The organism is Thermococcus alcaliphilus, assembly GCF_024054535.1.
Classification (GTDB): Archaea; Methanobacteriota_B; Thermococci; order Thermococcales; family Thermococcaceae; genus Thermococcus_A; species Thermococcus_A alcaliphilus.
In genome coordinates this window covers 113,494-136,749 of the sequence record NZ_JAMXLV010000023.1, presented here as the reverse complement: position 1 = coordinate 136,749, position 23,256 = coordinate 113,494, and the positions used below count along the sequence as shown (strand labels likewise).

Below are 23,256 nucleotides of genomic sequence, written 5' to 3'. Positions count from 1 at the left end.
TAAAAATCGGGGGTGAGGGGCAATGACGCTGGAAGAGCTCCTTCATGAGATTAAAGGGCTGGAGGAAAAAGAACTCGAGAGCTACAAAAAACTCCTTAAAAAGCTCAAAGATCCAGAATATGCAGACTTACGAAACTTTCTTCTAAAGCTGACCATAGACGAAACACTGCACAAGCACATCTCCGAAGCTCTGGAAAAGGCTTATCAGGAAGTTGAAGAGCTTGTGAGAGAGTACACCCCAGAGGAAGAAGTAGAACTGGGAACAGCTGTCCTCTTTCCGGGAGTGCCAACAATAATTCTTCCAAGGGAAGTAAACGCTATTGGCACTAAAATCCCCACAGATGAAATTTTAGAGGAGTATTTCGGAGAATTCCCAGGCGAACCTGTAGTACCAGCGGAGCTCATGGAAGAGATTAAGGAGAAGTTAAGGGAATACATAAAGAACAAGGAAGCCCTCATAATGAACTATGAGAAACTTTCGGAGAAAGCCAAGCACCCAGTGCTAAAGGGAATCGCAAAGGACATCAAAAACAACAAAGAACAGCATAAAAAGATGCTTGAAAAGCTCCTAGAGCACTACAAAAGTTGAAGGATTAGAGGAATCAAGAAGGGAGCTATTGCCGTTAAAATAAACCCATGTACAAAAGCAAGAAGGGTTATTTCCGTTCCCCCAAATTTTGCCATCAGTGGAAGGGTTGTATCCATGGTCGTTGCACCCCCCATGACTATCGCTTTCTCTTTTGAAATCTTCTTTATTGCCAGGGGATAGAAAATAATCGTTAGAATTTCCCTTGTTAAGTTTGCCAGAAATCCAATTACCCCATATATCGGAGAATAAGTTGCCAAGAGAGGACCTGTGAGAGAGTACCATCCAAAACCGGCAGAAATAGCTAATCCCCATTTGAGAGGAACCTTCAAAAGGAGAGAAGCAGCTAAACCGCCGATCAATGATCCCAAAACAGTTGATGCAGGAAGTAAAAGAGCCATTTTGCCAAGTCGTTTAAGCTCTTCTCTTAATCCCTTGCTCTTTCCAATGTCGATGCCTATAATGAAGATGAGGAGATAGAGCATGAGCTCGTAGAGGTTGCCAAACTCTAAGCTCGTGTATCTTCCAACGAGCATGCCAAGGAGGAGGGATGAGATTACCAGATAGAGAAAACTCACTCCCTCACCCCCAGCAGCGCTATGAAAAGACTTCCAAGTATTGTAAAAGAGGCAAACACAAGGGAAGAAATGAGAAGCTGGAGAGCATCTATTTCCACTCTGCCCGCTTCAACACCCATGAAAAATATCAAAAACAGCAAAGCAATACTCATCGGTCTGTCCATGCTAAACTTTATTCTACTCCTAAGCAGATAACCTACAAAGACGCCCAGTACAAGGGGGATGAAGATGTTCATGTCTTAACTTAAGGTACATAAATATTAATAAAACTACCGGACACATTCGAGGGCTTTTTCGTAATCCTCTTTGCTCAGTCTCCATCCCATTGCACCGAAGTTCTCCTTAATGTGTTCCTTGTTTGTCGCTTTTGGAATTGCGACAACGTTTTCCTTCCATATGAGCCAGTTTAATGCAACTTGAGCGGCGGTTTTGTTGTATTTTTTCCCTATCTCTGCCAAACACTCGTTTCTGGCTAGGGTTCCCTTTTCCAATGGGGTATATGCCATCAACGTAATGCCCTCTCTCTTCATGTATTCCAGTAAGCCGCTCTCTTCTGGTCTTCGGTCTTTTAGAGAGTATTTTACTTGATTTACCACAATTTCGTATTTCCTCATAACCTCCTGACTCCTCTTGAGAAGTTCAAGGTCGAAGTTGCTAACGCCAATGTATCTGATGAGACCTTCATCGACGAGTTCTTCAAGGGCATGAAGAGTTTCTTCTATTTTCCTAAAGTCTTCAGTAGGCCAGTGAAGGAGATAGAGGTCTATGTAAGTGCCCAGTCTCTTTGCACTTGCCCTTGCTGCTTTTTTGGCACTCTCGTATCCAAAATGGGTGGGCCAGATTTTGCTCACTATGAAAATATCTTCCCTTTCAAAGCCCTCTATGGCTTTCCCAACGAGCTCTTCGCTGTGGCCAGAGGCATAAAATTCCGCTGTGTCTATGAGGTTCATCCCGAGTTCAAGCCCGTATCTAAGAGCCTCTATGTGCTCTTTATCCCTTGAGTAGTCCGGGCTCTCCCAGCCTCCTACCCCCCATGTACCCATTCCAATGGCTGTAACCTTGTCATCTCCAATTCTTTTTAGATCATTAAACGCCTTAACCCTCATTTTTATCCCTCCATTCCTCAAGTAAAAGTCCAATTTCATTATACACTTTAACGCTCCTAAAACCTTTTTCCCTTAATACTTCAATGATGTCTCTAATAATCCTCTTCTGTACGTTCATGGCAATCGCCTGACAAAAGTGACACTCGGGAGTGGTTCTAGCTAAGAGAAGCCATACCATAACCTTTTCATTCTCCACAGTTAGGCCATACACTAAACCTTCATCCACTATATTAAGTTCCGTTTCAGGGTCTCTAACTTTTCTAAGCTCCTCCACAACATCTTTAACCTCAGGAGGAAGCTCCTTTAGGGTCCCTCTAGGTTTTTCTTTAAGGAAATCTAGAAATCCCATCTTCCTCACTTCTTCTCAAATTTTGCAAGAAGATTGTTTTTCATGTCATATATGTAAACCCTTGGAAACTTCACAAGGGCAAAGCGTTCCATTATATCACCAATTATCTTTGAATGAGCTATTGCAGCGCCCCCAATCATGTTGTAGTAGGCGTTGCTCTCCACAGCTAGCCATATCTTGAGGGTGTTATCACTAACGTCAAGCCCCGCCAGAAGACCAGCATCCAGTATATTCATCGTGCTTATTGGATCAATAACAGTGCTTAACTCCTCGAGAACTTCTTTGTATTCTTGGGGATACTCCCTATCCTTTCTATAAACTTTCATTTTTCCTCACCACTTAAAAATTGGAGAGAATACATAAAAACATTTTTGGACAAATTTGGTTAAACCTTTTTCACCTCTACCCAGGTCGAATGAAAAGCTGAGGCGTTTCCATATTTCTCAACGGTCTCATCGCTTGTAAGGAAGTTCACATTCCAGCCGAGCAGCCGAACCCAGAATGCCTTGTAGAGAATCACGACTCCTTCGGGAACGTCTTCGCTAATCTTCGCCACCGTTTTTATTTTTCCGTATTCGTTGAAAACCTCCACTTCATCGTTCTCCTTGATGCCTCTCACCTTAGCATCCTTGGGGTTAATGTAGAGGTGAGGGTCAATTATATTGTAGGTGTTGTGATACTGGCTTGTGATTGTCAGCTTCCACGTTGGACTCAAAAGCTGGAGCCCTTTTCCTTTCAGCGGTTTATACTTGGGGAAAGGTGAAAGACCACGCTTAAGAGCCCTCTGAGAGTAGAACTCTATCTTCCCACTTGGGGTGTCGTATTTTCTCTCCTTTGCTTCAACTTTTACAAAGCCTTTCTTTTTGAGCTCCTCCAAGCTTAAACCGTTCATCTCCAAGACCTTTCTCACAACCTCTTCATCGCTTTCATAAAGGTAGGGATTCTCTATACCCATGGCTTTAGCGAGCATTCTAGTTACTTCACTGTTGCTCTTCCCATAGAGCCTCGTCACAGGCTCGTTTAATGCAACATAGCGGTGATAATAGGAATCGGCAATGTCAAACCTCTCAAAGAACGTATTCGCAGGTAAAACCACATGAGAATAAAGGCCTGTATCAGTTAAAAAGATGTCATGAGTCACGACAAACACATCGTTCTCTATTATGGCACTTCTTAATCTGTTCTGATTCGGAAGTGAAGCCAGAGGATTAGCATTGTATATGTGGAGGAACTTAATCTCACCATTCTCTATGTATTCGGCAAGCTTCATCTGGGGTATTCTCTTGACCGGTTTTGTTCTTAGAAAAGCTCCCTCTGCATAGCTTTTATTGATTGTTTTCATATCGTAGATAAAGCCAAACTTATGTCCCACAAGAGCTGGGAGAATAGAAACAGCCCTCACGGCCTCCCCGCCATTGAGGGAGCGCTGAAAACCATATCCGATGTGGATAACTCCTCTCTTCTCGGAATACTCGAAGGCAAACTCCTCTATTCTCTTCCTTCCAATTCCGGTTTCCTCGCTTACAAAGTCTAAGTTTATCTTTTTAAGGTATTCCGTAAACTCTTCAAACCCGTAAACGTTTTCTCTTACAAAGTCCTTATCGTAGAGTTCGTTTTCAACGATTACTTTTGCAATTCCCAAGGCAAACAGAGCATCTGTGTTGGGCCTTATCTGGAAAAACTTTTCGCTCCTTTTTGCAGTCTCTGTTTTAACGACATCAACAACCCATTTTTCGAGGTTGTACTTTTTCGCAAGCATGAATCCATGGAGATTCGTCCAAAATGCATTTATCCCCCAGTACACGATAAGCTTTTGGTTCTTGAGATCTTCTGGATCCATCCCCACAGCAGTCCCATAGATGTCTTTTAAAGCCTCTTGACCGGCTCTATCGCATATTCCATAATCGAGCATTGCAGTGTTGAGATAATGGAAAAGCCTCAACGGGAAGGCATAATTAACAACCCCTCTATCGCCGGCATAGTTATAAACAAGAACACTTTCGCTTCCATAGTTTTCTATTGTTTCTTTCAACTTGTCTGCAACAGCTTTGATTGCTTCCTCCCATTCTACCTCTCTGAATTTATCCTTCAGTGTTTCCCTCATTAGCGGCTTTTTTAACCGCTCTTCGCTGTGGAACCACTTTGGCAGGAGAGCGCCCTTCGGACACAAAAAGCCCCTCGTTATTGGATGATCCGGATTCCCCTTAACAAAAAGCTTTCCATCTCTAAGCTCGCTTATAATTGCACAGGTGTCGTAGCAGTCCCTCATACAAACGCTGAACATTGGAAACACCTAATGGGAAATGCTCACCCTTCTAGCCGCTTCTCTCTGAACTAGAACATGTCCAAGGGTTCTCGGAAGAGTAACTAGATCTCCTGCCTTAAAGGGCCCATATTCCCTCAAGCGTTCGTCCATGACCTTTGGAATATCTTCGAGAATAAGGTAAGCCTCCCAAATCTGTTTTCCACTTTCCGGAATTTTTTCTTCGACTTCTTCTTCAACTATTTCAATGTCTTCCATGGGGATATGCTCCCTGTTTACAAACGCCAGAAGAATGGAGAAGATCTTCCTTTCTTCACCAACAAGGTTATGTGGTCTTCCTTCAAAGACCATGTCCACTATTTTATGAAGCCTTATGCGAAGTATCTCCTTGATGAGCTTTTCTGCGACGTTCATCTCTGCAAGATACAATCTTTCCTCGATTTCTTCTCCCCTCTCCTTGGAAGACTCTGCCCTAAGCTTTAATGCCTTTACAAGGCTGTCGAACTCTTTGTAAAACTCCTCATCTAAGGAAGTTAATTCATTTGAAGATAACTCCATCTCCAGAAGTTCCCTGAGCTTTGCGAGATCCAATTTAACCACCTAAAAAATAGTATGAGGAGGTCACTCCTCAACTCTCGGAGCAAGCAAGAACGTAAGCCTTCCTTCGTCCCTAATTGGATAGTCCATCTGGAGGGGCATTTCGTTTCCGAATCTGAGAACGACTTCGTCAGCTTTTCCGATTCCTTTCACCATATCCGCGAGGTAGCTGACACCATAGGCGCTCCTAGTTTCTTCTTCAACTTCAAGGTCGAGTAAGCCTTCGTCTTCAAGTGTGAGTCTTATCTCAACTTCTTGAGTCTCTCCCTCGGCCCTCATAATGAACTCATTCTCTTTGGCAATAAACTTTATGGAGTCACTAACAAGGGAGGCATCTTTAACTGCCTCCTTAAGAACCTCACCGAGAACGACTGCTTTTACAGTGAAGGGTAATTCGGGGAGTTCAAGCTCAAGCTCCTCAACTTCAATGAGCGGCAGCCTAAAGGTTCTCTTTGCAGTTCCCTCAAGGGTTACCTCAAGGAAGTTCTCTTCTCCCTTCTTAAGGACAAGGATGTCTTTGCTCTTTCCTCTCTTGAGGATTTTCTTGAAGTGATCCATGTTAACGCCGATAGTTTCTTCTCCTTCGACGTCGTATTTGCTGAAGATCCCGGCGGGGAGGTTGAGGTCAATCAAAACAACTCTGCTTGGATCCATGGCCCTCATTGATATGCCTTCCTCTGTAACTTTGAAGGCTGCCTCATCGATTAAATTACTTGCTGTGTCAATCAAGCTTGCAAAATCCTTTGCCCCATCAAAAACTATCTCGAACGGCATCTTTATCCCTCCATATCGTTGAGAATTTTAGCCATCAACCTTATTCTTTCTTTACCTCTCCATAAATAAGTTTTTCCATTGTTCACATCGGGTATCCTTCTATATGCTTCGTCTAACTCCTTTAAAGCTTTTTCTACAAGACGTTTAAGCACTTCTATTTCAAGTTTCTCCATGAATTTCACCGCTATTCATAGCTTCTCCATGTGTAGCCGCACTTTGTACAGCGGTAGAAGATCGTTGAAGGCTCATCTCCAGCCCTTGTCTGCATTTCCCACCAGTAGGCTTCATCGTTGCCACACTTTGGACAGGTTATCTTTACTTTTGGAAGTGTAGCTATGTCCTGCTCAATAACGGGGATGTCTTCTCTCTCGTGCTTGACCTTTTGGGTTATTTTGTATCTGTTTGCCGTCTCTGGATCAAGAGGTTCCTCATATCCACATTTCCTGCACACAAAGACTCCCTTCTTCTTATCTGGCAGCATTATGCTCCCACATTTTGGACAGAATTTCATTCTCTCACCCCCAATCTAAGACAAAATTGCCTAGATCGAAATAAAAAGTTTTGCTATGTTGGGGGCACAAAGGGAAGAGTTTTTAAGATCACGCTAAAACTCAAAAATAAGAACAACCGATGATGAGTGTCATCCCAGCCGAATGGTGACGACGTTTTATCCCCACCTGAGGTGTAGAAAATGTTCAAATTTTTCAAGAAGAAGAGGAAATATGGTGCCTTGATATATGTGAGCGAGCCTACGATTATTTACCATACCCAAACCGAAAGGACGCTGCTGAGGGTTATTGAGGAGAGGCTTAATTCGAACAACTTTATACTTCCTTCAGATTATGGGCTAAAGCCCACACACCACATGATAAAAGATGCAGAGATATTTGTTGCTATTGGGATAGTTGGTAAATTCACTTCTCTCGTTAGCAGGGAGATAAAAATCGCCCAAGAACTTAAGAAGAAAATTTACACCATAAATGTGGCGAGGAAAGGTAATGAGATTTACTACGATTTCTTTGAAGGCATTCCCGATGATATGGAGTGGCTAAGCGAGGAAGAAACTCAAAAGCTCTACGAGGACTTTAGGGGCGAGGAATTCTCAGGTTTTATGAAAGTCTTCTTGGGGGACAGAAGAAGACAGTGGTAACCTAAAGGTTTTTAGTAATTGTGATCTTCACTATGGCTTCACTCCTCTAGAGGCGTCTGAAGAGATAAGAAAAGACTTTTATTTTCTTTCTCTTATATCCCTTCGGTGATAAAAATGGCAAAATTTTTTGTCCCAAAGTCTCATCCTAGGTACTGGAGCCTTTATTACAGGCATAAACTGGAGGAAGCTCTTGAAAAGGGCATTTTAGCTACAGCAGGGTTAATTGCCCATGGAAGGGGAGAAGCTTTTGATTACCTTATCGGAGAAACTACCATCGAACCGGCAGAAAAAGCCATGAAAGCCGCAATTGCAAAACTCCTCCTAGCTGAGCATCCGGTACTTTCAGTAAATGGAAACGTGGCAGCGCTGGTTCCAAAGGAAACAATAGAGCTTGCAAAGGCTCTCAATGCAAAACTTGAGATAAACCTCTTCTACCGGACAGAGGAAAGGGTTAGGGCAATAGCGGAAGAGCTCAGAAGATACGACCCGGAAATTGAGCTTCTCGGCATAAACCCAACCAAAAGAATCCCAAACCTAGAAAGCGAAAGAGGCAAAGTTGATGAGAACGGCATATGGAAGGCAGACGTTGTCGTTGTACCATTGGAGGATGGAGACAGAACGGAAGCACTCGTAAAGATGGGCAAGTTCGTTATAACAGTTGATTTGAATCCTCTCTCACGGAGCGCAAGAATGGCGGACATCACTATAGTTGACAACATAGTAAGGGCATACCCAAGAATGATCGAGCTGGCCAAGGAAATGAAAGAACTCCATAGGAAAGAACTCGAAAAGATAGTGGCGGAATACGACAACGGAAAGGTACTCAGTGAGGTTTTAATTCATATGAAGTCTAGACTAGAGAAACTAGCCGAAGAAGGTGTTTGGAGGAGAGAAAATCTTTAAATTTTTTCAGCTTTTTCTACTAGAGCTCTTAGGTTTACAATTAGCTCGTTTTCGTCTTTAGCTTTTGATATAACCAGAGGAACTCTCTCCCTCTCCGCTATTTTTACAGCGAGTTCATCAAGCTTTTTGACTCCATGGAGGACAACTACCGCTGGTTTTAATCCTTGAACTCTTATGGCGATCATTGGACTCCTTCCCGTGGTCACTTTGGTGAAGACTAACGCTCTTTCAGTGGTCCACCCGTAGAGCTTCAAAAATTCGTCACTGCTCATTTCCAAAATGGCCTGTATGCTGTCTATAACGGTATAACCATAAATTTTCCTTCCAAGAAGATCTTCATTTGCAGCAATCTCTCCCTTTACCGCAGTAACTATATCGGCAACTGTAACGGGAAAGGCAAACTCCCTTATGTCGAGAATAGCATTTGTGGGGAGATCACTACCTATAGTCCTGCTAAAAGCCCTTATGACATTCCCTCCTCTCTTCTCATCTATTTCGAGGAGAGCCTCAACGAATTTCCTAATCGTGGAAGCACCAGGGCTTTTTCTTCTACCACCTTCATAATCGCTGATCACCGAAGAAGATACGCCAAGAAACTCGGCAAGTTCAGTCTGACTTATGCCAAATATTTCTCTCCACTTTCTCATGGTCTTTCCGGGATCTGAAGATAGGGTTATTTCCCCAGCAATTCTTTTTGCCAGAGCTTCCTTCTCTTTCTCCAACATAATTAATTCCTCACATTAAGTTGTTATAAGTTTTTCGGCAATTGCCTATAGAAAGGGGGTAATAACCCGCCCGAGTTCATCGACTCCGCCTTCGGCGGTGCTCCCCGGGCAGAGGTAATTGGAACTTTTCATTAATAACCTTTGCTATTTCTTCATTTCCTCCTTTATTGTCTCGGCAAGCCTTTTTATACCTTCTCTAATCTTCTCCTCTGGAACATAGGTGAAGTTAAGCCTCATTGTGTTCTTAACATCCCTGTGGGCAAAGAAAGCCTCTCCCGGAACATACGCGACGCCTTTTGCAACGGCCTTCTCAAGCATAAGTTTTGTGTCAATTCCCTCGGGAAGAGTTGCCCAAACGAACATTCCGCCTTCCGGCTTTGTCCACTTAACGCCTTCAGGCATGAACTCTTCCAAGGCTTTTAGCATTGCATCTCTCCTTGGTTTGTAGAATTCAATTATCTTCGGTATGTGCTTATCTAAATATCCTCCCTCTACGTACTTCCACGCTATAACTTGGCTGAAGGTGTTTGTACAGAGATCAACGCTCTGCTTGGCTATCTCGAGTTTTCTTATGAAATGGGGCTCTGCAGCTATCCATCCAATTCTAAATCCTGGGGCAAGTATCTTGGAGAACGTTCCGAGATATATAACCCTACCCTCTTCGTCCCATGCCTTAATGGGCTTTACCGGCTCACCAGAGTAGCGGAGCTCCCCATAGGGGTTGTCTTCAACTATTATAAAGTCGTATTGACTTGCAAGCTCAAGGAGCCTTTTTCTTCTCTTTTCATTCATTGTTACGCCCGCTGGGTTTTGGAAAGTTGGAATTGTGTAGACTATCTTCACTTTCTTCCCTTCTTTTTCCAGCTCCTGTAATTTCTCCTCAAGAAGGTCAACGTTCATTCCCTCGTCGTCAAGAGGTATCTGAACAAATTCGGGCTCATAGTACTTGAAAGCTTGAAGGGCAGCAAGGTAAGTTGGGGCTTCAACTACAATAATATCTCCCGGATTTATGAAGACCCTACCGATTAGGTCAAGAGCTTGCTGTGAGCCACTTGTGGTCATAATATCTACTTTGGAGATAGGGATATCGTATCTCTTTCTCATCCATTCGGCCAATGCAAGCCTCAAAGGAGTAAAACCTTTAGTGGTTCCATATTGAAGTGCCTGAGCTGCGTGCTTTTCAAGAACCTCCTTAGTGATTTCCCCAATTATCTCCACCGGGAAGGTTTCAGGCGCTGGAAGACCGCCAGCAAGTGAGATCACATCCGAAGTCTCAACGAGCTTTAAAAGCTCCCTAATTTCTGAAGCCTTCATCCCAAGAGCCTTTTCCGAGAAGTATTTTTCATAATCCAAAGTTGGTGCCTCCAATTTCTCCTTAAGCCTTTTCTCAAGCTCCATCTTAATCTTCCTCCGTACAATTTATTTAATGTACTAAAGTGAACACGTATCCTATTTTATGCATTGATAGTTTTGTGGCAATTAAATATAAAGCTTTCGGCGTTGGTCGGAAATACCCTTTATGTTTGTAAAGATTCGGAATACAATAAGTTTATGTACATCAAGGAACATATAAAAACATCAACGAACAGAAATTGAAACGATAGGAGTGAGCTATATAAACCCATCTGGGGAATTAAGATTATAATGGGGGGATTGAAATGCCCGTAATAAAAGAGGTTTTAGAGATAGCGGAGAAGATAAAGACGATGGAAATAAGGGGAGCAGGAAAAATAGCAAGATCCGCTGCATATGCTCTACAATTACAAGCTGAAAACAGCAAAGCAAAGACTGCAGATGAACTCTGGGAGGAAATTAAAGAAGCAGCGAGAATTTTATACCACACAAGACCCACCGCCGTTTCTCTTCCAAATGCCCTCAGATACGTCACATATCGTGCAAAGGTGGCATACAATAGCGGTGCAGATTTAGAGGAGCTCAAGTTCATAGTGATCAATTCAGCAAAGGAGTTCATACACAACTCAGAAAACGCCGTTAAAAGAATAGCCGAGTTTGGTGCAAAGAGAATTGAAGATGGAGACATTATAATGACCCACTGCCACTCGAAGGCTGCTGTTGGGGTTATGAAAAAAGCATGGGAAGAAGGGAAGGATATCAAGGTCATTGTCACTGAAACAAGGCCAAGATATCAAGGAAAAATTACCGCTAAAGAGCTTGCTGAAGCGGGAATCCCGGTTATCTACGTCGTTGATGGGGCAGCGAGGCATTACATGAAAATGACCGACAAGGTGGTCATGGGTGCAGATTCAATAACAGCTAACGGTGCCGTTATCAACAAAGTAGGAACTGCTCTGGTAGCTTTAACGGCAAAAGAACATAGGGTATGGGTTATGATAGCAGCAGAAACATATAAGTTCCATCCAGAGACACTCTTGGGACAGCTAGTTGAAATAGAGGAGAGAGATCCTTATGAGGTTGTTCCGAAAGAAGAGCTTGACACATGGCCTAAAAACATCGTTGTTAAGAACCCTGCCTTTGATGTCACACCACCAGAGTACATAGACGTTATAATTACCGAAAAGTCTGTTATCCCTCCATATGCGGCAATAGACATACTAAAAGAAGAATTCGGATGGGCACTCAAATATACCGAGCCATGGGAGGATTGAGCTCGTAGAAAAGCTCGTCTTCCCCAAGCTCCTCTTTCAGTTTTTTGAAGTTCTTCTCAAGTCGTGGTAGCCTTGATTTGCTCCGCTTAAGCATCTCATTTGCCAGATTAATTGAAAACTCAAGGTATTCGTCGCTTATTAATATTCTCCCATCCCTGCCAAGTGGAACGGTTAAGTATTCAGTACCATTTATCTCTACTAATACTCGTTCTTTGTTTAGAGCTTTGAAGGTGGTGTACTTAAAGCCCGAAGAAAGACCGATTTCGTGAAGCTTTTTCCCGATTTCTACATTTTCTCCGACTATGTGAAAAATTGGAGGCTGGGCTTTAAGGAATATTACTCCTTTTTGTGCAGCTTTTAAGCTATTTTTTGCCTCTTCAAATGTTATTAGGGCGTGTTTCTTAATGAGCCATCTTGATAAAGGTTTAGCCCCTATTTTGGGCTCTTCGATTATTCCCACCCTCCCAGAACATGAGCTCGTTGTGTAAACTCCTTTTATTGAGTTAATGAGCATGAGTAAATCTACTATGTCACTATCAACCCTACCCTCTTTTATTGCGGTGAAGAGTGTCTTCAAGGCTTCTCTTTTTGCTCTCATCTCCAGCTCACCTCTGAAGACAATTCTCCCCAGTAAACTTTTTCTAAGACGGCTAATTGGTCATTAATCCATTCTTAGCACTTTTTGAGCATATTTTGGCGAAAAGTTTATAAAGATATCCCAGATAGCTAAAGTGGACATGGCCGGGGTGGTGTAGCCTGGTTAGCACAGGGGACTGTGGATCCCCTAGCCCGGGTTCAAATCCCGGCCCCGGCCCCAGAATCACCCTTCTCCCAGAATAAAACGCTTTTAAAACTTCTTCCAGCAACCTCGACATGTTAATGCCTTCCTTCTTTGCAAACTCCACCAAATCAGCCCGAACTGTCACCGTCACATTCCGCTTCCTTGAACGCTTCTGTACATCACCCGTGTAAATACCCATCTTTGCGAGTGTAGTAGCCTCAAACCCGACATTGACATAATTATTTGCACCTAAATGTTATTATTTTGAAGAATTTTTCACGCATTAATTGGGATAAAAGTACAAGGCTTACCCAAAAAAGTTATAAAGTTCGCAATTGCTGTTTTTTATTGTCCCTCAGTTTGAATAACAAATGTGCTAAAACCAAGGGGTGTTAGTAAAATGATCGAGGAGAGGTTCGTGTTTGAGGGTAACTTTGAGGAAGCTGAGGCAAAAGTCAAGGAAGCCATGCCAAAAGCCGGTTTTGGAATTGTTTGGGAGCAGAACTTCACCGAAGTCGTCAGGAACAAGCTTGGTATTGAAATGCCAAAGTACAAGACTCTCGGCCTCTGCAATCCAAAAGTGTTCTACGACCTCTACCGGAGGAACAAAAACATCGGCGTCGTTGCCCCCTGTCACTTGCTTCTCTACGAGAATGATGGAAAAGTTCATGCCGTTCTAGGAGTTCCAGAAGAGTACTGGGACGAAGAGGTCATGGAGGAGCCCTTCAAGAAGGTTATTGAAACTCTTAAGGAGATTGGATTCAGGACAACTACCGGAATGTAAAGGTCAAATTCTCTTTTTCTTTGAAAATTTTTATGCCAGGTTTTTAGAGCTTACTTGGGCTAAACTAAATGCTTACCCAATGATTCTGAAGAGAGAAAACTATAATTACCATTATAGCGAAATCCAAATTAGTGGCTTTCGTCGTGGTGTTCATAATGGATGAGGCAAAGATAACAGTCTTTGCATATTCAGAAGACAAATTTGAGGAAAAGAGGGTCAAAACGGTCAAAGATGTCCTCAAATACAAAGATTACAAGGTAGTTTGGGTAAACATAGACGGAATTGCTTATCTCCAAGAGCTTAAAGAAATCTTCAACTTTCATGAAGTTGCTATTAAGTCAATTCTTAGAGCAAAGACCCGGGCAAGGGTTTCCATTCTAAAAGACCATATTTTTGTTTTACTTCATCAGGTCTACGAGCTGAAGGGGGGCCTGAAAAAAGAGAGAACCGCGGTTTTTCTAAAAGATAACTTCGTCATAACAATGCAGGAACGGCCTGGCGATGTGTTTAACACAATTAGGGAAAGCATAAGGCACGGAGAAGGAATTTTTAGAAAAAAAGGCGCGGATTACCTACTCTTTGCACTTCTCGATGCAATAGTTGAAAACTACGTTCCAATTCTAGAAAACATCAGCTCGCAAATGGAGGTCATAGAAACCAAAGTCCTAAAAGACGGAGACAAAGAAGTGCTTCGAAAGATACACGGAATTAGGAGAAGGATACTGTTTGTGAGGAGAACAATATTTCCTCTGTTGGAGATCTTTAGACGGCTAAGGTTGGAGGGAAAAGAATTCTTCGGTGAAGAAACGCAGAAATACCTGGAAGAACTCCATGAACACGTTATGGAAATCCTCGATATTATTGAAAACCACCGAGAAATGGCCAATGGTTTGATCGATATCTACTACTCCACCCTCTCCATGAAAACAAACGACATCATAAGGATTCTCACAGTAGTATCTACGATCTTCATACCCCTAACATTCATAACAGGTATATATGGAATGAACTTCAATACACATGTCTCCCCCTACAACATGCCCGAGCTCAACTGGTACTATGGCTATCCGGCCACACTTCTGGCTATGCTCATAATAGCCCTCGGAATGCTCTATTATTTCAAAAAGAAAGGATGGTTATAAACCAAGGGCAAGTTTCACGGCCTTTTCAGCCAGTATATCCATGGGATCTACGAGGGGAACGCTTAGATCTTCCGGCTTTAAAGCTACACTTACTTCCGTACATCCAGCTATTATAGCTTCAACATCCTTTTCAAGTTTTTTTGCGACCTCGAGAAGCAGTTTTCTTCCGAGTTCTATATCCCCGGCCTTTACTCCTTCATAGATAGCTTTCATGACTTTTTCCTGATCCCCTCCAGAGGGAATGAGCGCTTCAATTCCTCTCTTTTCGAGGGCTTTTTGATAAATTCCACTCACTATCGTGCCCGTCGTTGCAAGGATGCCTACCCTTTTCACGCCCAAGGCTTCTACATAAGATGCGGTCTCCTCTATCATGTTTATCAGCGGTATCTTGATGGCCTTTTGAATCTCATCCGCAAAGTAATGAGCGGTATTGCAGGGCATGATTATAAAATCTGCCCCCCACTTCTCAAGTTTTTTTGCGCTGTCAATGAGTTCTGGAAGTGGATTTTCGCCTTTTCCGAGAATATAATCAGTTCGATCGGGAATCTTAGGGTTGTTGTAGATAATTATTCTTGGATGGTCTTGATCCTTCTTTGCGGGAGTTTTGAGTACTATTCTCTTAAAGAGATCCACAGTGGCAAGAGGGCCCATCCCGCCTAAAATCCCTATGACCTTCTCCATATCAATCACTTTACGTACTTGATCTTTCCCTCTTTAAGCTCAACATAACGAGCCATTATAAAGAGCAGATCACTCAGGCGGTTGAGATACTTCAAAACATCTTTGCCAATCCCATATTCCAAAACCACCTTGGAAACTCTCCTCTCGGCTCTTCTAGCAACTGTTCTGCAGATGTCAAGCTTTGCACTTGCTATTGTTGAACCAGGAACAACGAATCCTTCGAGCTTTACTTCGCTCTCAAACTTTTCAATGAGCTCCTCCAAATGCTTTATTTCCTCTTCTCCAACTTTTTTGTACTCTCCTTTGCTTGCAATCTCAGCCATGAGCGAATAGAGCTCAACCTGGATCTTCTCGAGAGTTTCCTTCAATTCTTCATCGAGATAGTGCTTTGCCTCCCCTAAAAAGGAGCTCAGCTCATCGATGGTGCCGTTGGCCTCTATTATCGGAGAGAACTTAGCTATTCTCTCTCCAGTGAAAATTCCCGTTGTTCCTTTATCTCCGGTTTTGGTCGTAATTGACATACTATCACCCGAGTAAGATTGTAGTTCAATGTTTATCAGTTTTTCTCAATTCGCTTCAATGCACATCGAAACGATTTTATACTTCAAGGGAGCACTTTTATATGCATTAACTAGAGGTGATGTACATGCATGAGCTTGTTGAATTTGCCGTTGAAAAAGCCCAGGAGCTGGGTGCAAGTTATGCAGAAGCAAGGTTTGAGGAAAAGAATGGAACGGAGATAGTCATGAAAAACGGCAACCCAGAAGGGCTTGGAATATTAGCCGATAGAGGTATAGGTATTAGAGTTCTTGTGAACGGCGGGATGGGATTTGCTTCTACAAACGTCTTAACAAAGGAAAGCGTGGAAGAGGCTGTTAAAAAAGCTGTAAAGCTCGCAAAAGCTGCGGCAAAACTAAGAAATAAGCCCATACAGTTCAGTGAGGAAGACTTCCACCAGGTTTTCTACGAAGTGAAAATGAAGAAGGACTTCAGAGACGTTAGTGCTGAAGAAAAGATGGAGTACCTTAAGCTCATCGAGGAGAGGGTAAAAGAGACTGGCGTAAACGTACCAATGCGCTTTTTGAGGTATGGGGACTTCATGTGGCACAAGATTTTCATGAACAACGAGGGAGCACTTGTTGAGAGCCTTATCCCAAGGGTTTCCGTAACATACAACCTTGTTGTTTTTGAAGAGGGGCAGATGGAGCAGGCTCCCTTCATCCAGAGGGCATTTTCCGGTGGGCTTGAGCTTATTGAGAAGGATAAACCATGGGAGTGGGCTGTTAAAGACGTCAAAGCCCTTCAAAAGCTAATAAAGGAAGGACAAAAGCCACCGGAAGGAAAAGTCGATGTTGTCATAAGCCCAGAAGTTGCTGGTATAGCAGTTCACGAAAGCGTTGGGCACCCCTATGAGCTCGACAGAATAATGGGAAGAGAGGCAGCCCAAGCTGGAGAGAGCTTTGTGAAGCCGGAAATGCTTGGAGAGAGAATTGGAAGTGAAGCCGTAACTGTTATAGAGGACCCAACGATTCCAAACAGCTGGGGTTTCTACTTATACGATGACGAAGGTGTCAAAGCAAGACCAAGGTACCTTATTAGGGAAGGTATAATAAACGAGTTTCTCATGAACAGGGAATACGCCGCTTATCTTGGAATGAAATCAAACGCAGCTGCGAGGGCAATTAACTACAACCGCGAGCCGATAGTGAGAATGGCAAACACTTACTTGGCTCCAGGTGATTATTCCTTCGAGGAGCTTATTGAGGACGTTAAACTCGGCGTCTACATGGTGAGCTTCAACGAGTGGAACATAGACGATAGGAGATACCAGCAGAGGTACATTGGTAGAGAGGCTTACCTAATCGAGAACGGCGAGATAAAGCACCCCGTAAGGAGACCAATTCTTGAGATAACCACCAAAGGACTGTGGAGCAGCGTCGATGCCGTTGGAAAGGAAGTGGAATTTTATCCGGGCACATGTGGAAAAGGTGAACCAGGACAGGGAGTCCCGGTATGGATGGGAGGAGCCCATGCGAGACTTAGGGATGTCGTGCTGAGGAGGTGAAAAAGATGTTCGAGATTAACGAACTAATCCTGAAAAAGGCGAAAGAGCTCGGCTTTGGCGATGTTGTTGTATTGGCTTACGAGCAAAACAGAAGACAAGTGAGGTTTGCCAACAACGAAATAACGGTTGCAAAGAACTGGCATACGCAAAAGGTAAACCTTTTCGTTGAGTACCAGAAGAGATTGGCCTCAACAACTTTAACAGCTCTGGATGAGAAGACGATAGAAAAAACCCTTCAGATGTTGATGAAGAGCGTTAAAAACCTCGCTCCCAAAGAGGACTACTACGGAATAGCCGAGGGGCCTTTTGAGTACAAAGACATTCCAGAGACCTTTGATAAGGCAATAGTTGGGCTTGATGAGCCAAACGAATATGTTGAGGCTGCAATAAACGCTGCCCTTGAGGAGGGGGCAAAGAGAACCGCAGGTGTCCTTTACACAGATCACAATAAGCTCTACCTAACAACGAGCAACGGCGTCGAGGCTTTTGACGAGGGAACGGGAATAGAGATAAGCATAAGGGCATTTATAGGCGATGAAGAGAGCGGGCATGGGACTAATTCGGTAAGGGTTCTCAAAAAGTTTGACCCAGAAAGCGCGGGAAGAAAAGCTGGGGAAATTGCAAAGATGGCCGTCAATCCGGTTCAAGGCGAAGCTGGGACTTTTGATGTAATATTCGACCCGCTAGCATTCGCCAACCTAATGAGCTACATGAGCTTCATGGCTTCAGCTTTTGCCGTAGAGGCTGGGTTCAGCTTCTTGGTTGGCAAACTCGGACAGAAGGTTGCAAACGATATCGTAACAATCAAGGACGTTGGAAACATGCCAAACGCCTATGGCACAAGGAAATTTGACGATGAGGGTGTTCCTACAAGGGAAACCACAATCATTGAGAACGGAACTCTGAACACTTACCTTCTCAACACAAGCTTTGCAAGGAAATATAAGAGGGAAACCACAGCAAACGCAGGTTTATTGATGCCTGAAGCTTGGAACGTCTATGTAGAGCCCGGTGATTATTCAAAGGAGGAGCTCTTCAGCGAGGTTAAGCGTGGAATCTACATAACCAACGTATGGTACACAAGGTTCCAAAACTATGTTACTGGGGATTTCTCAACAATTCCAAGGGACGGGGCGTTTTTAATTGAGAACGGCGAAATAGTAAAGCCCATAAGAAACATAAGGGTAAGCGACAACTTCCAACACATACTTGAGAGCATTGCAGCATTGGGAAAAGACCTCTACCACATCCACTGGTGGGAAGTAGCTACTCCTGTGTTTACTCCCTACGTTCTCGTAAAAGATGTGGGAATAACAAAGGCTACGAAGTGATTCTTATTTGGCAAATTTCTTTATTTAAATTATTTTTACCAGACCTAAGCTTGGTATGAGAGTTATCAAAATGCTCAAAAGCCCTCCAATTATCAGCGCAGGGATTGTTTTTCTTTTTTCCATTCCAAATATGTAAGCCGCTAAGCTTCCCGTCCATACGCCAGTTCCTGGAAGGGGTATAGCAACAAAAACAATGAGGCCTAAGAACCCCCACTTCTCAACATAGGGGTGAGCTTTCTTTCTAGCTCTCTCGACATATTTCAAATAGAGCTCCGCAAACTTCCCTAGAGGGGTATCTTCAAGTTTAAGCATTACCCAGTCTATCAGAGGCAGAAGGAGTGGCAAAGTTAAGGAGAGAAGCAGCACTCCAAGCGATGCCATGATTAAAGTGCCGGAGAGAGAGTAACCCCTACCAATACCATAAACTATGGCATACCTCCCCTCAAAGGTTGGAAGGAGTGAGAGTAAAAACACCTCAAGCAGACCGTTCACTTTTAACACCAAAAACGTAAATGGAGAGAAGTTAAAAAACTTATCTCAAGCCAGCCTTTTGGTTCACCTTCCTCCATCTTATCCCATACAAAAAGGGGAACTTGCCGGGAACAATAAGCTTCTCCCATTTTTCCACAAGCTCTTTTTCTCTTTCAAAGGCCCATTTTGTAAGTTCTGCAAGGCTTTCGTTCTCTTTAAGTTCCCTCGTTCTTCTTATTATCTCTATCTGCAGCTCATCCCTTTCCTTTGAGAATTCTCTAATATAATTTTGATAGTTGGTCTGGAACAACCTGTGTAACTTTTCAATCCTCCACCAGTAGTTTTTGGGATTATAGCGGTTCGTGGGCATCTCTGACTCCGGAATCCCACCTTCAAAAGATATCGGCTTGAAAATGCTCAAACATGGAAGCGAAGTCCCGGTAAACCAGTGTATATCCTTGCCAAGCTCCGAGATTTGGGATGAGGCGGTTTGAGAGGGCCTTGTTAAACCGCCATAGTGCATGCATATATCCCTCATGGAGCCTTTTTCTGGGGAATACGGCTCGAAGCTGTGAGACCTCAGGATTTCCATCATGTACTCGAGAGTTATTTCGCCTTCTCTTTCTTTGAGTTTCCGATATGTGAAGGCTCTCCTCTCCCTTCCATGGGCAAAATGAGTGTAGAATCTGTCAGAGAAATGCTTGGCAAAGCTGAAGTTTGATTTCTTGGCAAGCCTCTCGACGCTCTCTGAAGCTAAGTCCCAGTCATCCTCTATCGTGAGAGCATTTGAAATAGAGTATACATCCTCAATTCTCTTTGCAACCCAGTGTTTGCCAGCACTCTCCAAGACCCACGTCTCTTTTGGATCCGCAATTATGAATGAGTTGCTGTAAAGCATTTTGTGCTCGTAGCTACCATTTCCTCCCTGCCCATAGCTCTCGATTATATCAATTATGAAATGAAGAGCCTCTTTAGAGGTTTTTGTTCTTTCAAGGGCGAGCCTTATCATGTCCATTCCCAAGATGCCTTTATCTGGAATCTTCTCCTTGGTGAAAACTGCAGTATTACCTATAGCTAAACCAAATTCGTTAACTCCCATCTCCGCGCCCCAGATCCACCAAGGACGTGAGAGAATTACTGCATAGCTCTCTTTAACTTGAGGAAATTCAACATAGGTCAGCTTAACAGCCTCTTCCTCATGTTTTTGCCTTGGGATGACCTCGAGAACCTGAGCCTCGTTTGGATCTCTATCGCTGTTTTTCGCAAAAAGCATAACCTTTTCTTTAGTAGCTTTGGGAGTTGCAACGAGAATATCGCACATCCACAGCACCTAAAAAAGATTAGAGGTAGAGGTTTTTAACAATTTGGAAAAGCATCAAAGCTTCAAGCAATCTGTGGAGTCTAAGTACTCCCCTTTCTCCTTGTCCCAGTGGGAGTGGTAGAACCACTCAGCAGCCTTGCAGTACTCAAAGAGCTCGTCCTCTTTGAAGTAGAGTGCTATTTCCCTTTTTGCGGTTTCCTCGCTGTCTGAGGCGTGAATAACGTTGTAAATCGCATCTCCAACATCAAGACCGTAGTCGCCCCTTATGGTTCCCGGCTCTGCATCCTTGGGGTCAGTTGCACCGCACATTTTCCTAACGACGCTTATGGCATACCTGCCTTCGAGAACCATTACTACACTTGGCGCTTTGGTAATATAGTCTATCAGAGGCTCAAAGAAGGGCTTCCCCTTGTGTTCCTCATAGTGCTTCTCCGCTAATTCTCTATCAATGTGGATCATCTTCATCCCGATTATTTTAAGGCCTCTCTTCTCGAATCTGCTTATAATTTCACCTATAAGGCCCCTAACAACGGCATCGGGCTTTATAATCACAAGAGTCCTTTCCGTCTTGTTCATCGGCAACACCGAGAAGAATAAGTTTGAAGATTTAAAATTGTTTTCAATCCCGCACAAGGTTTATAACTCATCTCTGCCTTTTTTTCTCTGGTGAAGAAAATGGAGTTAAGGGAAACAATACTCAAATATGCGCTCATCAATGCGATTCAACACGATGGAAAAGCAAATCCAAAGGCTGTCATAGGGAAAATACTTGGCGAGAACCCAGAGCTGAGGCCAAGGGCGAGGGAGATAATTCCCCTTGTCAATGATGTTGTTCAGGAAGTCAACGCCATGAGCAAGGAGGAGCAAGAAGTAAAACTTAGAGAGATTTATCCAGAGTTCTTTGAGGAGAAGAAGGAGAAAAAAGAAGAGAAGAAAGGCCTCCCACCACTGCCAAAGGCAGAAAAGGGAAAAGTGGTCACGAGGTTTGCACCAAACCCGGATGGGGCTTTTCACCTTGGAAACGCGAGGGCAGCTATCTTAAGCCACGAATATGCAAGGCTTTATGATGGAAAGTTTATTCTAAGGTTTGATGACACCGATCCAAAGGTCAAGAGACCTGAGCCCATATTCTATGAATGGATTATTGAAGATTTGAAGTGGCTTGGCTTTCAAATAGATGAGATTCACCACGCAAGCGACAGGTTGGAGATTTATTATTCCTATGCAGAGAAGCTTCTTGAGATGGGGAAAGCTTACGTCTGCACCTGTGACCCAGAACACTTCAGAAGGCTCAGAGACGAAGGAAAAGCCTGTCCCCACAGAGACCTTCCTCCAGAAGTTCAGCTAAGAGAGTGGAAAAAGATGCTCAGCGGAGAGTACAAAGAGGGTGAAGCTGTCGTTAGAATTAAAACCGACCTAAATCACCCAAACCCTGCAGTTAGGGACTGGCCTGCCCTTAGGATAATTGATAACCCCAATCACCCAAGAACCGGAAACAAGTATCGCGTATGGCCTCTCTACAACTTTGCCTCCGCTATAGACGATCATGAGCTTGGTGTTACACACATCTTCAGAGGGCAAGAACACGCCGAAAACGAGACAAGGCAAAGATACATCTACGAATACTTTGGATGGGAATATCCGGAAACAGTTCATCATGGAAGGCTCTCCATCGAAGGGGTAATTCTAAGCAAGTCCAAGACAAGAAAAGGTATTGAAGAGGGTAAGTATCTCGGATGGGACGACCCAAGACTTGGGACAATTAGGGCGTTGAGGAGGAGAGGCATTCAGCCGGAGGCTATTAGGGAGCTTATAATCGAGGTCGGGCTCAAGAAGAGCGACACCACAATAAGCTGGGACAACCTAGCTGCAATAAACAGAAGGATAATCGAACCAATAGCGAACAGATACTTCTTCGTTGCTGATCCAATTCCAATGGAAATTAGAGGTTATGAAGAAGAGTTTACAGCGGAGATACCACTCCATCCAGATTATCCAGAGAGAGGGGTTAGGAAACTCAAGTTCACCCCCGGAAAGCCTATCTATGTCTCAAAGGACGACCTTGAGCTCTTGAAGAGCAACGAATACATTAGGCTCAAGGATTTATTCAACGTCAGAATAGTCGAAGTTAGCGAAGAAAAAATCATAGCGGAGTTCGACAGCGTTGAATATGAGAAAGCTAGGGAGCACAGGTGGAGGATGATCCACTGGGTTCCCGAGGGCAAGCCGTGTGAAGTTCTCGTCCCAGAAGGAGATGAACTTATCGTGAGGAAGGGGCTACTTGAGAGGGATGCGGACTTAAAGGTCGACGATATCGTGCAGTTTGAACGCTTTGGTTTCGTAAGGGTGGACAAAGTTGAGGGAGACAAAGTGATAGCGATATTTGCTCACAAGTGACCCTTTTCTTTTTTCCACCCCAATACCCTCGACTGCAGATGCTTTTTCGGAAAAATTGTGAGAGGATCTACCCCTTTTTCCCTTAAAAGATATCTCAGCTCTACTTCATAGTCGGATTTCTCGAGCTTTTCGCTCTCTTTAAGCTCCACGACGAAAAGCTTCTCCGTAAGTTCCCGTATCGTCCTATAACCCAAACCGAGAAGAGGTCTTATGTACTGAACGTTAAATCTATCTTCAAGACTTCTCGTTTTTCTCTGATCAAGGAAGGGCACTCTATCATCTCTTCTTGTTCCGTCGCTTATTCTCTCCACATGCCTAAGCTTTGCAACTTCTTCTAGAGCTTTTTCGTGAATAAACTGAATTGCATTGCTAGGATGAGAGTCCCTTATGCACATCTCAGCCGCTTCCACAAGAATTTCCCTGTCAAGGAAGATTACCTCATGGGGAAAGCCAAGAGCCTCAGCTGTTTCCTTAGCATATTTCCAGCTGTCGAGGACTCCAAAGTTAATAGTAATAAGTTTTACCTCGTATCCAATCTTTCTCAAAATATAAGCCGCAAGCGAAGAATCTTTCCCTCCGCTGTAGAGGTGATAAACCTCCATAGGGTTCACCAGCGGTTAAAAAA

28 protein-coding genes, 1 tRNA gene and 1 pseudogene are annotated in these 23,256 nt (G+C 43.5%); 10 read left to right on the top strand and 20 right to left on the bottom strand.

The annotated features are described in order from the left end of the window. The first annotated feature begins 22 nt into the window (after positions 1–22). Positions 23–589 (top strand): hypothetical protein, encoded by a 567-nt coding sequence (locus NF859_RS09385; protein WP_252744000.1) that lies wholly within the window; start codon positions 23–25, stop codon positions 587–589. On the opposite strand, the gene NF859_RS09380 is transcribed toward NF859_RS09385, so the two are convergent. From NF859_RS09380 to NF859_RS09335, 10 genes are read right to left on the bottom strand one after another with little or no spacing between them, the layout of a single operon-like run. Then, positions 577–1,164 (bottom strand): LysO family transporter, encoded by a 588-nt coding sequence (locus NF859_RS09380; protein ID WP_252743999.1) that lies wholly within the window; start codon positions 1,162–1,164, stop codon positions 577–579. The genes NF859_RS09385 and NF859_RS09380 overlap by 13 nt on opposite strands. Continuing rightward, positions 1,161–1,400: a LysO family transporter gene (locus NF859_RS09375; RefSeq protein WP_252743998.1), complete on the bottom strand. Its 240-nt coding sequence runs from the start codon at positions 1,398–1,400 to the stop codon at positions 1,161–1,163. The genes NF859_RS09380 and NF859_RS09375 overlap by 4 nt, the downstream gene beginning before the upstream one ends. A gap of 33 nt (positions 1,401–1,433) precedes the next feature. Next, positions 1,434–2,270 carry an aldo/keto reductase gene (locus NF859_RS09370; protein ID WP_252743997.1) on the bottom strand — a complete coding sequence of 279 codons (837 nt, stop codon included), beginning with the start codon at positions 2,268–2,270 and terminating at the stop codon, positions 1,434–1,436. Beyond that, positions 2,260–2,619 (bottom strand): iron-sulfur cluster assembly protein, encoded by a 360-nt coding sequence (locus NF859_RS09365; RefSeq protein WP_087035665.1) that lies wholly within the window; start codon positions 2,617–2,619, stop codon positions 2,260–2,262. Before NF859_RS09365 ends, NF859_RS09370 begins: the two co-directional genes overlap by 11 nt. Positions 2,620–2,624: 5 nt before the next feature. Next, positions 2,625–2,945, bottom strand: coding sequence for an iron-sulfur cluster assembly protein (locus NF859_RS09360; RefSeq protein ID WP_004069070.1), 321 nt, complete (start codon positions 2,943–2,945; stop codon positions 2,625–2,627). 59 nt (positions 2,946–3,004) lie between these two features. Next, positions 3,005–4,903: a molybdopterin-dependent oxidoreductase gene (locus tag NF859_RS09355; protein ID WP_252743996.1), complete on the bottom strand. Its 1,899-nt coding sequence runs from the start codon at positions 4,901–4,903 to the stop codon at positions 3,005–3,007. Between the two features lie 9 nt (positions 4,904–4,912). After that, the gene (locus NF859_RS09350) at positions 4,913–5,473 is read right to left on the bottom strand and encodes a DNA replication complex subunit Gins51 (RefSeq protein WP_004069065.1); all 561 of its coding nucleotides are present in this window, start codon (positions 5,471–5,473) and stop codon (positions 4,913–4,915) included. Positions 5,474–5,503: 30 nt separating this feature from the next. Then, positions 5,504–6,253 carry a DNA polymerase sliding clamp gene (locus NF859_RS09345; protein WP_252743995.1) on the bottom strand — a complete coding sequence of 250 codons (750 nt, stop codon included), beginning with the start codon at positions 6,251–6,253 and terminating at the stop codon, positions 5,504–5,506. A gap of 2 nt (positions 6,254–6,255) precedes the next feature. Continuing rightward, complete coding sequence (locus NF859_RS09340; RefSeq protein ID WP_252743994.1) at positions 6,256–6,426, bottom strand: hypothetical protein; 171 nt, start codon at positions 6,424–6,426, stop codon at positions 6,256–6,258. Between the two features lie 11 nt (positions 6,427–6,437). Further along, positions 6,438–6,764, bottom strand: coding sequence for a transcription factor S (locus NF859_RS09335; protein ID WP_004069058.1), 327 nt, complete (start codon positions 6,762–6,764; stop codon positions 6,438–6,440). A 180-nt stretch (positions 6,765–6,944) separates the two neighbouring features. Here NF859_RS09335 and NF859_RS09330 point away from each other — a divergent pair, with 180 nt between their 5' ends. Next, on the top strand, positions 6,945–7,403 hold the full coding sequence (locus NF859_RS09330) for a hypothetical protein (RefSeq protein ID WP_252743993.1): 459 nt from the start codon (positions 6,945–6,947) through the stop codon (positions 7,401–7,403). Positions 7,404–7,517: 114 nt separating this feature from the next. Continuing rightward, positions 7,518–8,306: a 4-phosphopantoate--beta-alanine ligase gene (locus NF859_RS09325; protein WP_252744051.1), complete on the top strand. Its 789-nt coding sequence runs from the start codon at positions 7,518–7,520 to the stop codon at positions 8,304–8,306. Here the strand turns inward: NF859_RS09325 and NF859_RS09320 are convergent. Next, entirely contained in the window at positions 8,303–9,031 is a 729-nt protein-coding gene (locus NF859_RS09320) for a helix-turn-helix domain-containing protein (RefSeq protein WP_252743992.1), read from the bottom strand. The two genes, NF859_RS09325 and NF859_RS09320, sit on opposite strands and share 4 nt — an antisense overlap. A gap of 144 nt (positions 9,032–9,175) precedes the next feature. Next, positions 9,176–10,429 (bottom strand): aminotransferase-like domain-containing protein, encoded by a 1,254-nt coding sequence (locus tag NF859_RS09315; protein ID WP_252743991.1) that lies wholly within the window; start codon positions 10,427–10,429, stop codon positions 9,176–9,178. Between the two features lie 260 nt (positions 10,430–10,689). Here NF859_RS09315 and NF859_RS09310 point away from each other — a divergent pair, with 260 nt between their 5' ends. Continuing rightward, on the top strand, positions 10,690–11,658 hold the full coding sequence (locus tag NF859_RS09310; RefSeq protein WP_252743990.1) for a ribose 1,5-bisphosphate isomerase: 969 nt from the start codon (positions 10,690–10,692) through the stop codon (positions 11,656–11,658). Here NF859_RS09310 and taw3 read toward each other — a convergent pair. Then, the gene (gene taw3 / locus NF859_RS09305; protein ID WP_252743989.1) at positions 11,630–12,256 is read right to left on the bottom strand and encodes a tRNA(Phe) 7-((3-amino-3-carboxypropyl)-4-demethylwyosine(37)-N(4))-methyltransferase Taw3; all 627 of its coding nucleotides are present in this window, start codon (positions 12,254–12,256) and stop codon (positions 11,630–11,632) included. The genes NF859_RS09310 and taw3 overlap by 29 nt on opposite strands. A gap of 142 nt (positions 12,257–12,398) precedes the next feature. Between taw3 and NF859_RS09300 the strand changes: the two genes are divergently transcribed. Then, positions 12,399–12,475 (top strand) — tRNA-His (locus tag NF859_RS09300). A 37-nt stretch (positions 12,476–12,512) separates the two neighbouring features. Here the strand turns inward: NF859_RS09300 and NF859_RS10730 are convergent. Beyond that, a pseudogene (locus NF859_RS10730) lies at positions 12,513–12,638 on the bottom strand (type II toxin-antitoxin system CcdA family antitoxin); the annotation flags it as partial. A gap of 201 nt (positions 12,639–12,839) precedes the next feature. Between NF859_RS10730 and NF859_RS09295 the strand changes: the two are divergent. Together NF859_RS09295 and corA are read left to right on the top strand one after the other, a co-directional pair. Further along, positions 12,840–13,223, top strand: coding sequence for a DUF302 domain-containing protein (locus NF859_RS09295; RefSeq protein WP_252743988.1), 384 nt, complete (start codon positions 12,840–12,842; stop codon positions 13,221–13,223). A 155-nt stretch (positions 13,224–13,378) separates the two neighbouring features. Next, on the top strand, positions 13,379–14,365 hold the full coding sequence (gene corA / locus NF859_RS09290; RefSeq protein ID WP_252743987.1) for a magnesium/cobalt transporter CorA: 987 nt from the start codon (positions 13,379–13,381) through the stop codon (positions 14,363–14,365). Here the strand turns inward: corA and cuyB are convergent. Continuing rightward, positions 14,360–15,046 carry a cysteate racemase gene (cuyB, locus tag NF859_RS09285; RefSeq protein WP_252743986.1) on the bottom strand — a complete coding sequence of 229 codons (687 nt, stop codon included), beginning with the start codon at positions 15,044–15,046 and terminating at the stop codon, positions 14,360–14,362. The genes corA and cuyB overlap by 6 nt on opposite strands. A gap of 5 nt (positions 15,047–15,051) precedes the next feature. Next, complete coding sequence (locus NF859_RS09280; RefSeq protein ID WP_252743985.1) at positions 15,052–15,567, bottom strand: cob(I)yrinic acid a,c-diamide adenosyltransferase; 516 nt, start codon at positions 15,565–15,567, stop codon at positions 15,052–15,054. Between the two features lie 125 nt (positions 15,568–15,692). Here NF859_RS09280 and NF859_RS09275 point away from each other — a divergent pair, with 125 nt between their 5' ends. Then, complete coding sequence (locus tag NF859_RS09275; RefSeq protein WP_252743984.1) at positions 15,693–17,111, top strand: TldD/PmbA family protein; 1,419 nt, start codon at positions 15,693–15,695, stop codon at positions 17,109–17,111. 5 nt (positions 17,112–17,116) lie between these two features. After that, entirely contained in the window at positions 17,117–18,442 is a 1,326-nt protein-coding gene (locus NF859_RS09270) for a TldD/PmbA family protein (RefSeq protein ID WP_252743983.1), read from the top strand. A gap of 24 nt (positions 18,443–18,466) precedes the next feature. Here the strand turns inward: NF859_RS09270 and NF859_RS09265 are convergent, their stop codons facing one another. Genes NF859_RS09265 through ndk form a run of 3 tightly spaced genes read right to left on the bottom strand, consistent with a single transcriptional unit; the run spans position 18,467 to position 20,810 of the window. Next, positions 18,467–18,934, bottom strand: coding sequence for a COG2426 family protein (locus tag NF859_RS09265; protein ID WP_252744050.1), 468 nt, complete (start codon positions 18,932–18,934; stop codon positions 18,467–18,469). 40 nt (positions 18,935–18,974) lie between these two features. Continuing rightward, positions 18,975–20,234 carry a C69 family dipeptidase gene (locus NF859_RS09260; protein WP_252743982.1) on the bottom strand — a complete coding sequence of 420 codons (1,260 nt, stop codon included), beginning with the start codon at positions 20,232–20,234 and terminating at the stop codon, positions 18,975–18,977. A 54-nt stretch (positions 20,235–20,288) separates the two neighbouring features. After that, positions 20,289–20,810 carry a nucleoside-diphosphate kinase gene (gene ndk / locus NF859_RS09255; protein WP_087036613.1) on the bottom strand — a complete coding sequence of 174 codons (522 nt, stop codon included), beginning with the start codon at positions 20,808–20,810 and terminating at the stop codon, positions 20,289–20,291. A 99-nt stretch (positions 20,811–20,909) separates the two neighbouring features. On the opposite strand from ndk, the gene NF859_RS09250 reads away from it, so the two are divergent. Beyond that, positions 20,910–22,631, top strand: coding sequence for a glutamate--tRNA ligase (locus NF859_RS09250; RefSeq protein ID WP_252744049.1), 1,722 nt, complete (start codon positions 20,910–20,912; stop codon positions 22,629–22,631). Here the strand turns inward: NF859_RS09250 and NF859_RS09245 are convergent. Further along, positions 22,622–23,233, bottom strand: coding sequence for a DUF7411 family protein (locus NF859_RS09245; protein WP_252743981.1), 612 nt, complete (start codon positions 23,231–23,233; stop codon positions 22,622–22,624). The genes NF859_RS09250 and NF859_RS09245 overlap by 10 nt on opposite strands. Between the last annotated feature and the right edge of the window lie 23 nt (positions 23,234–23,256).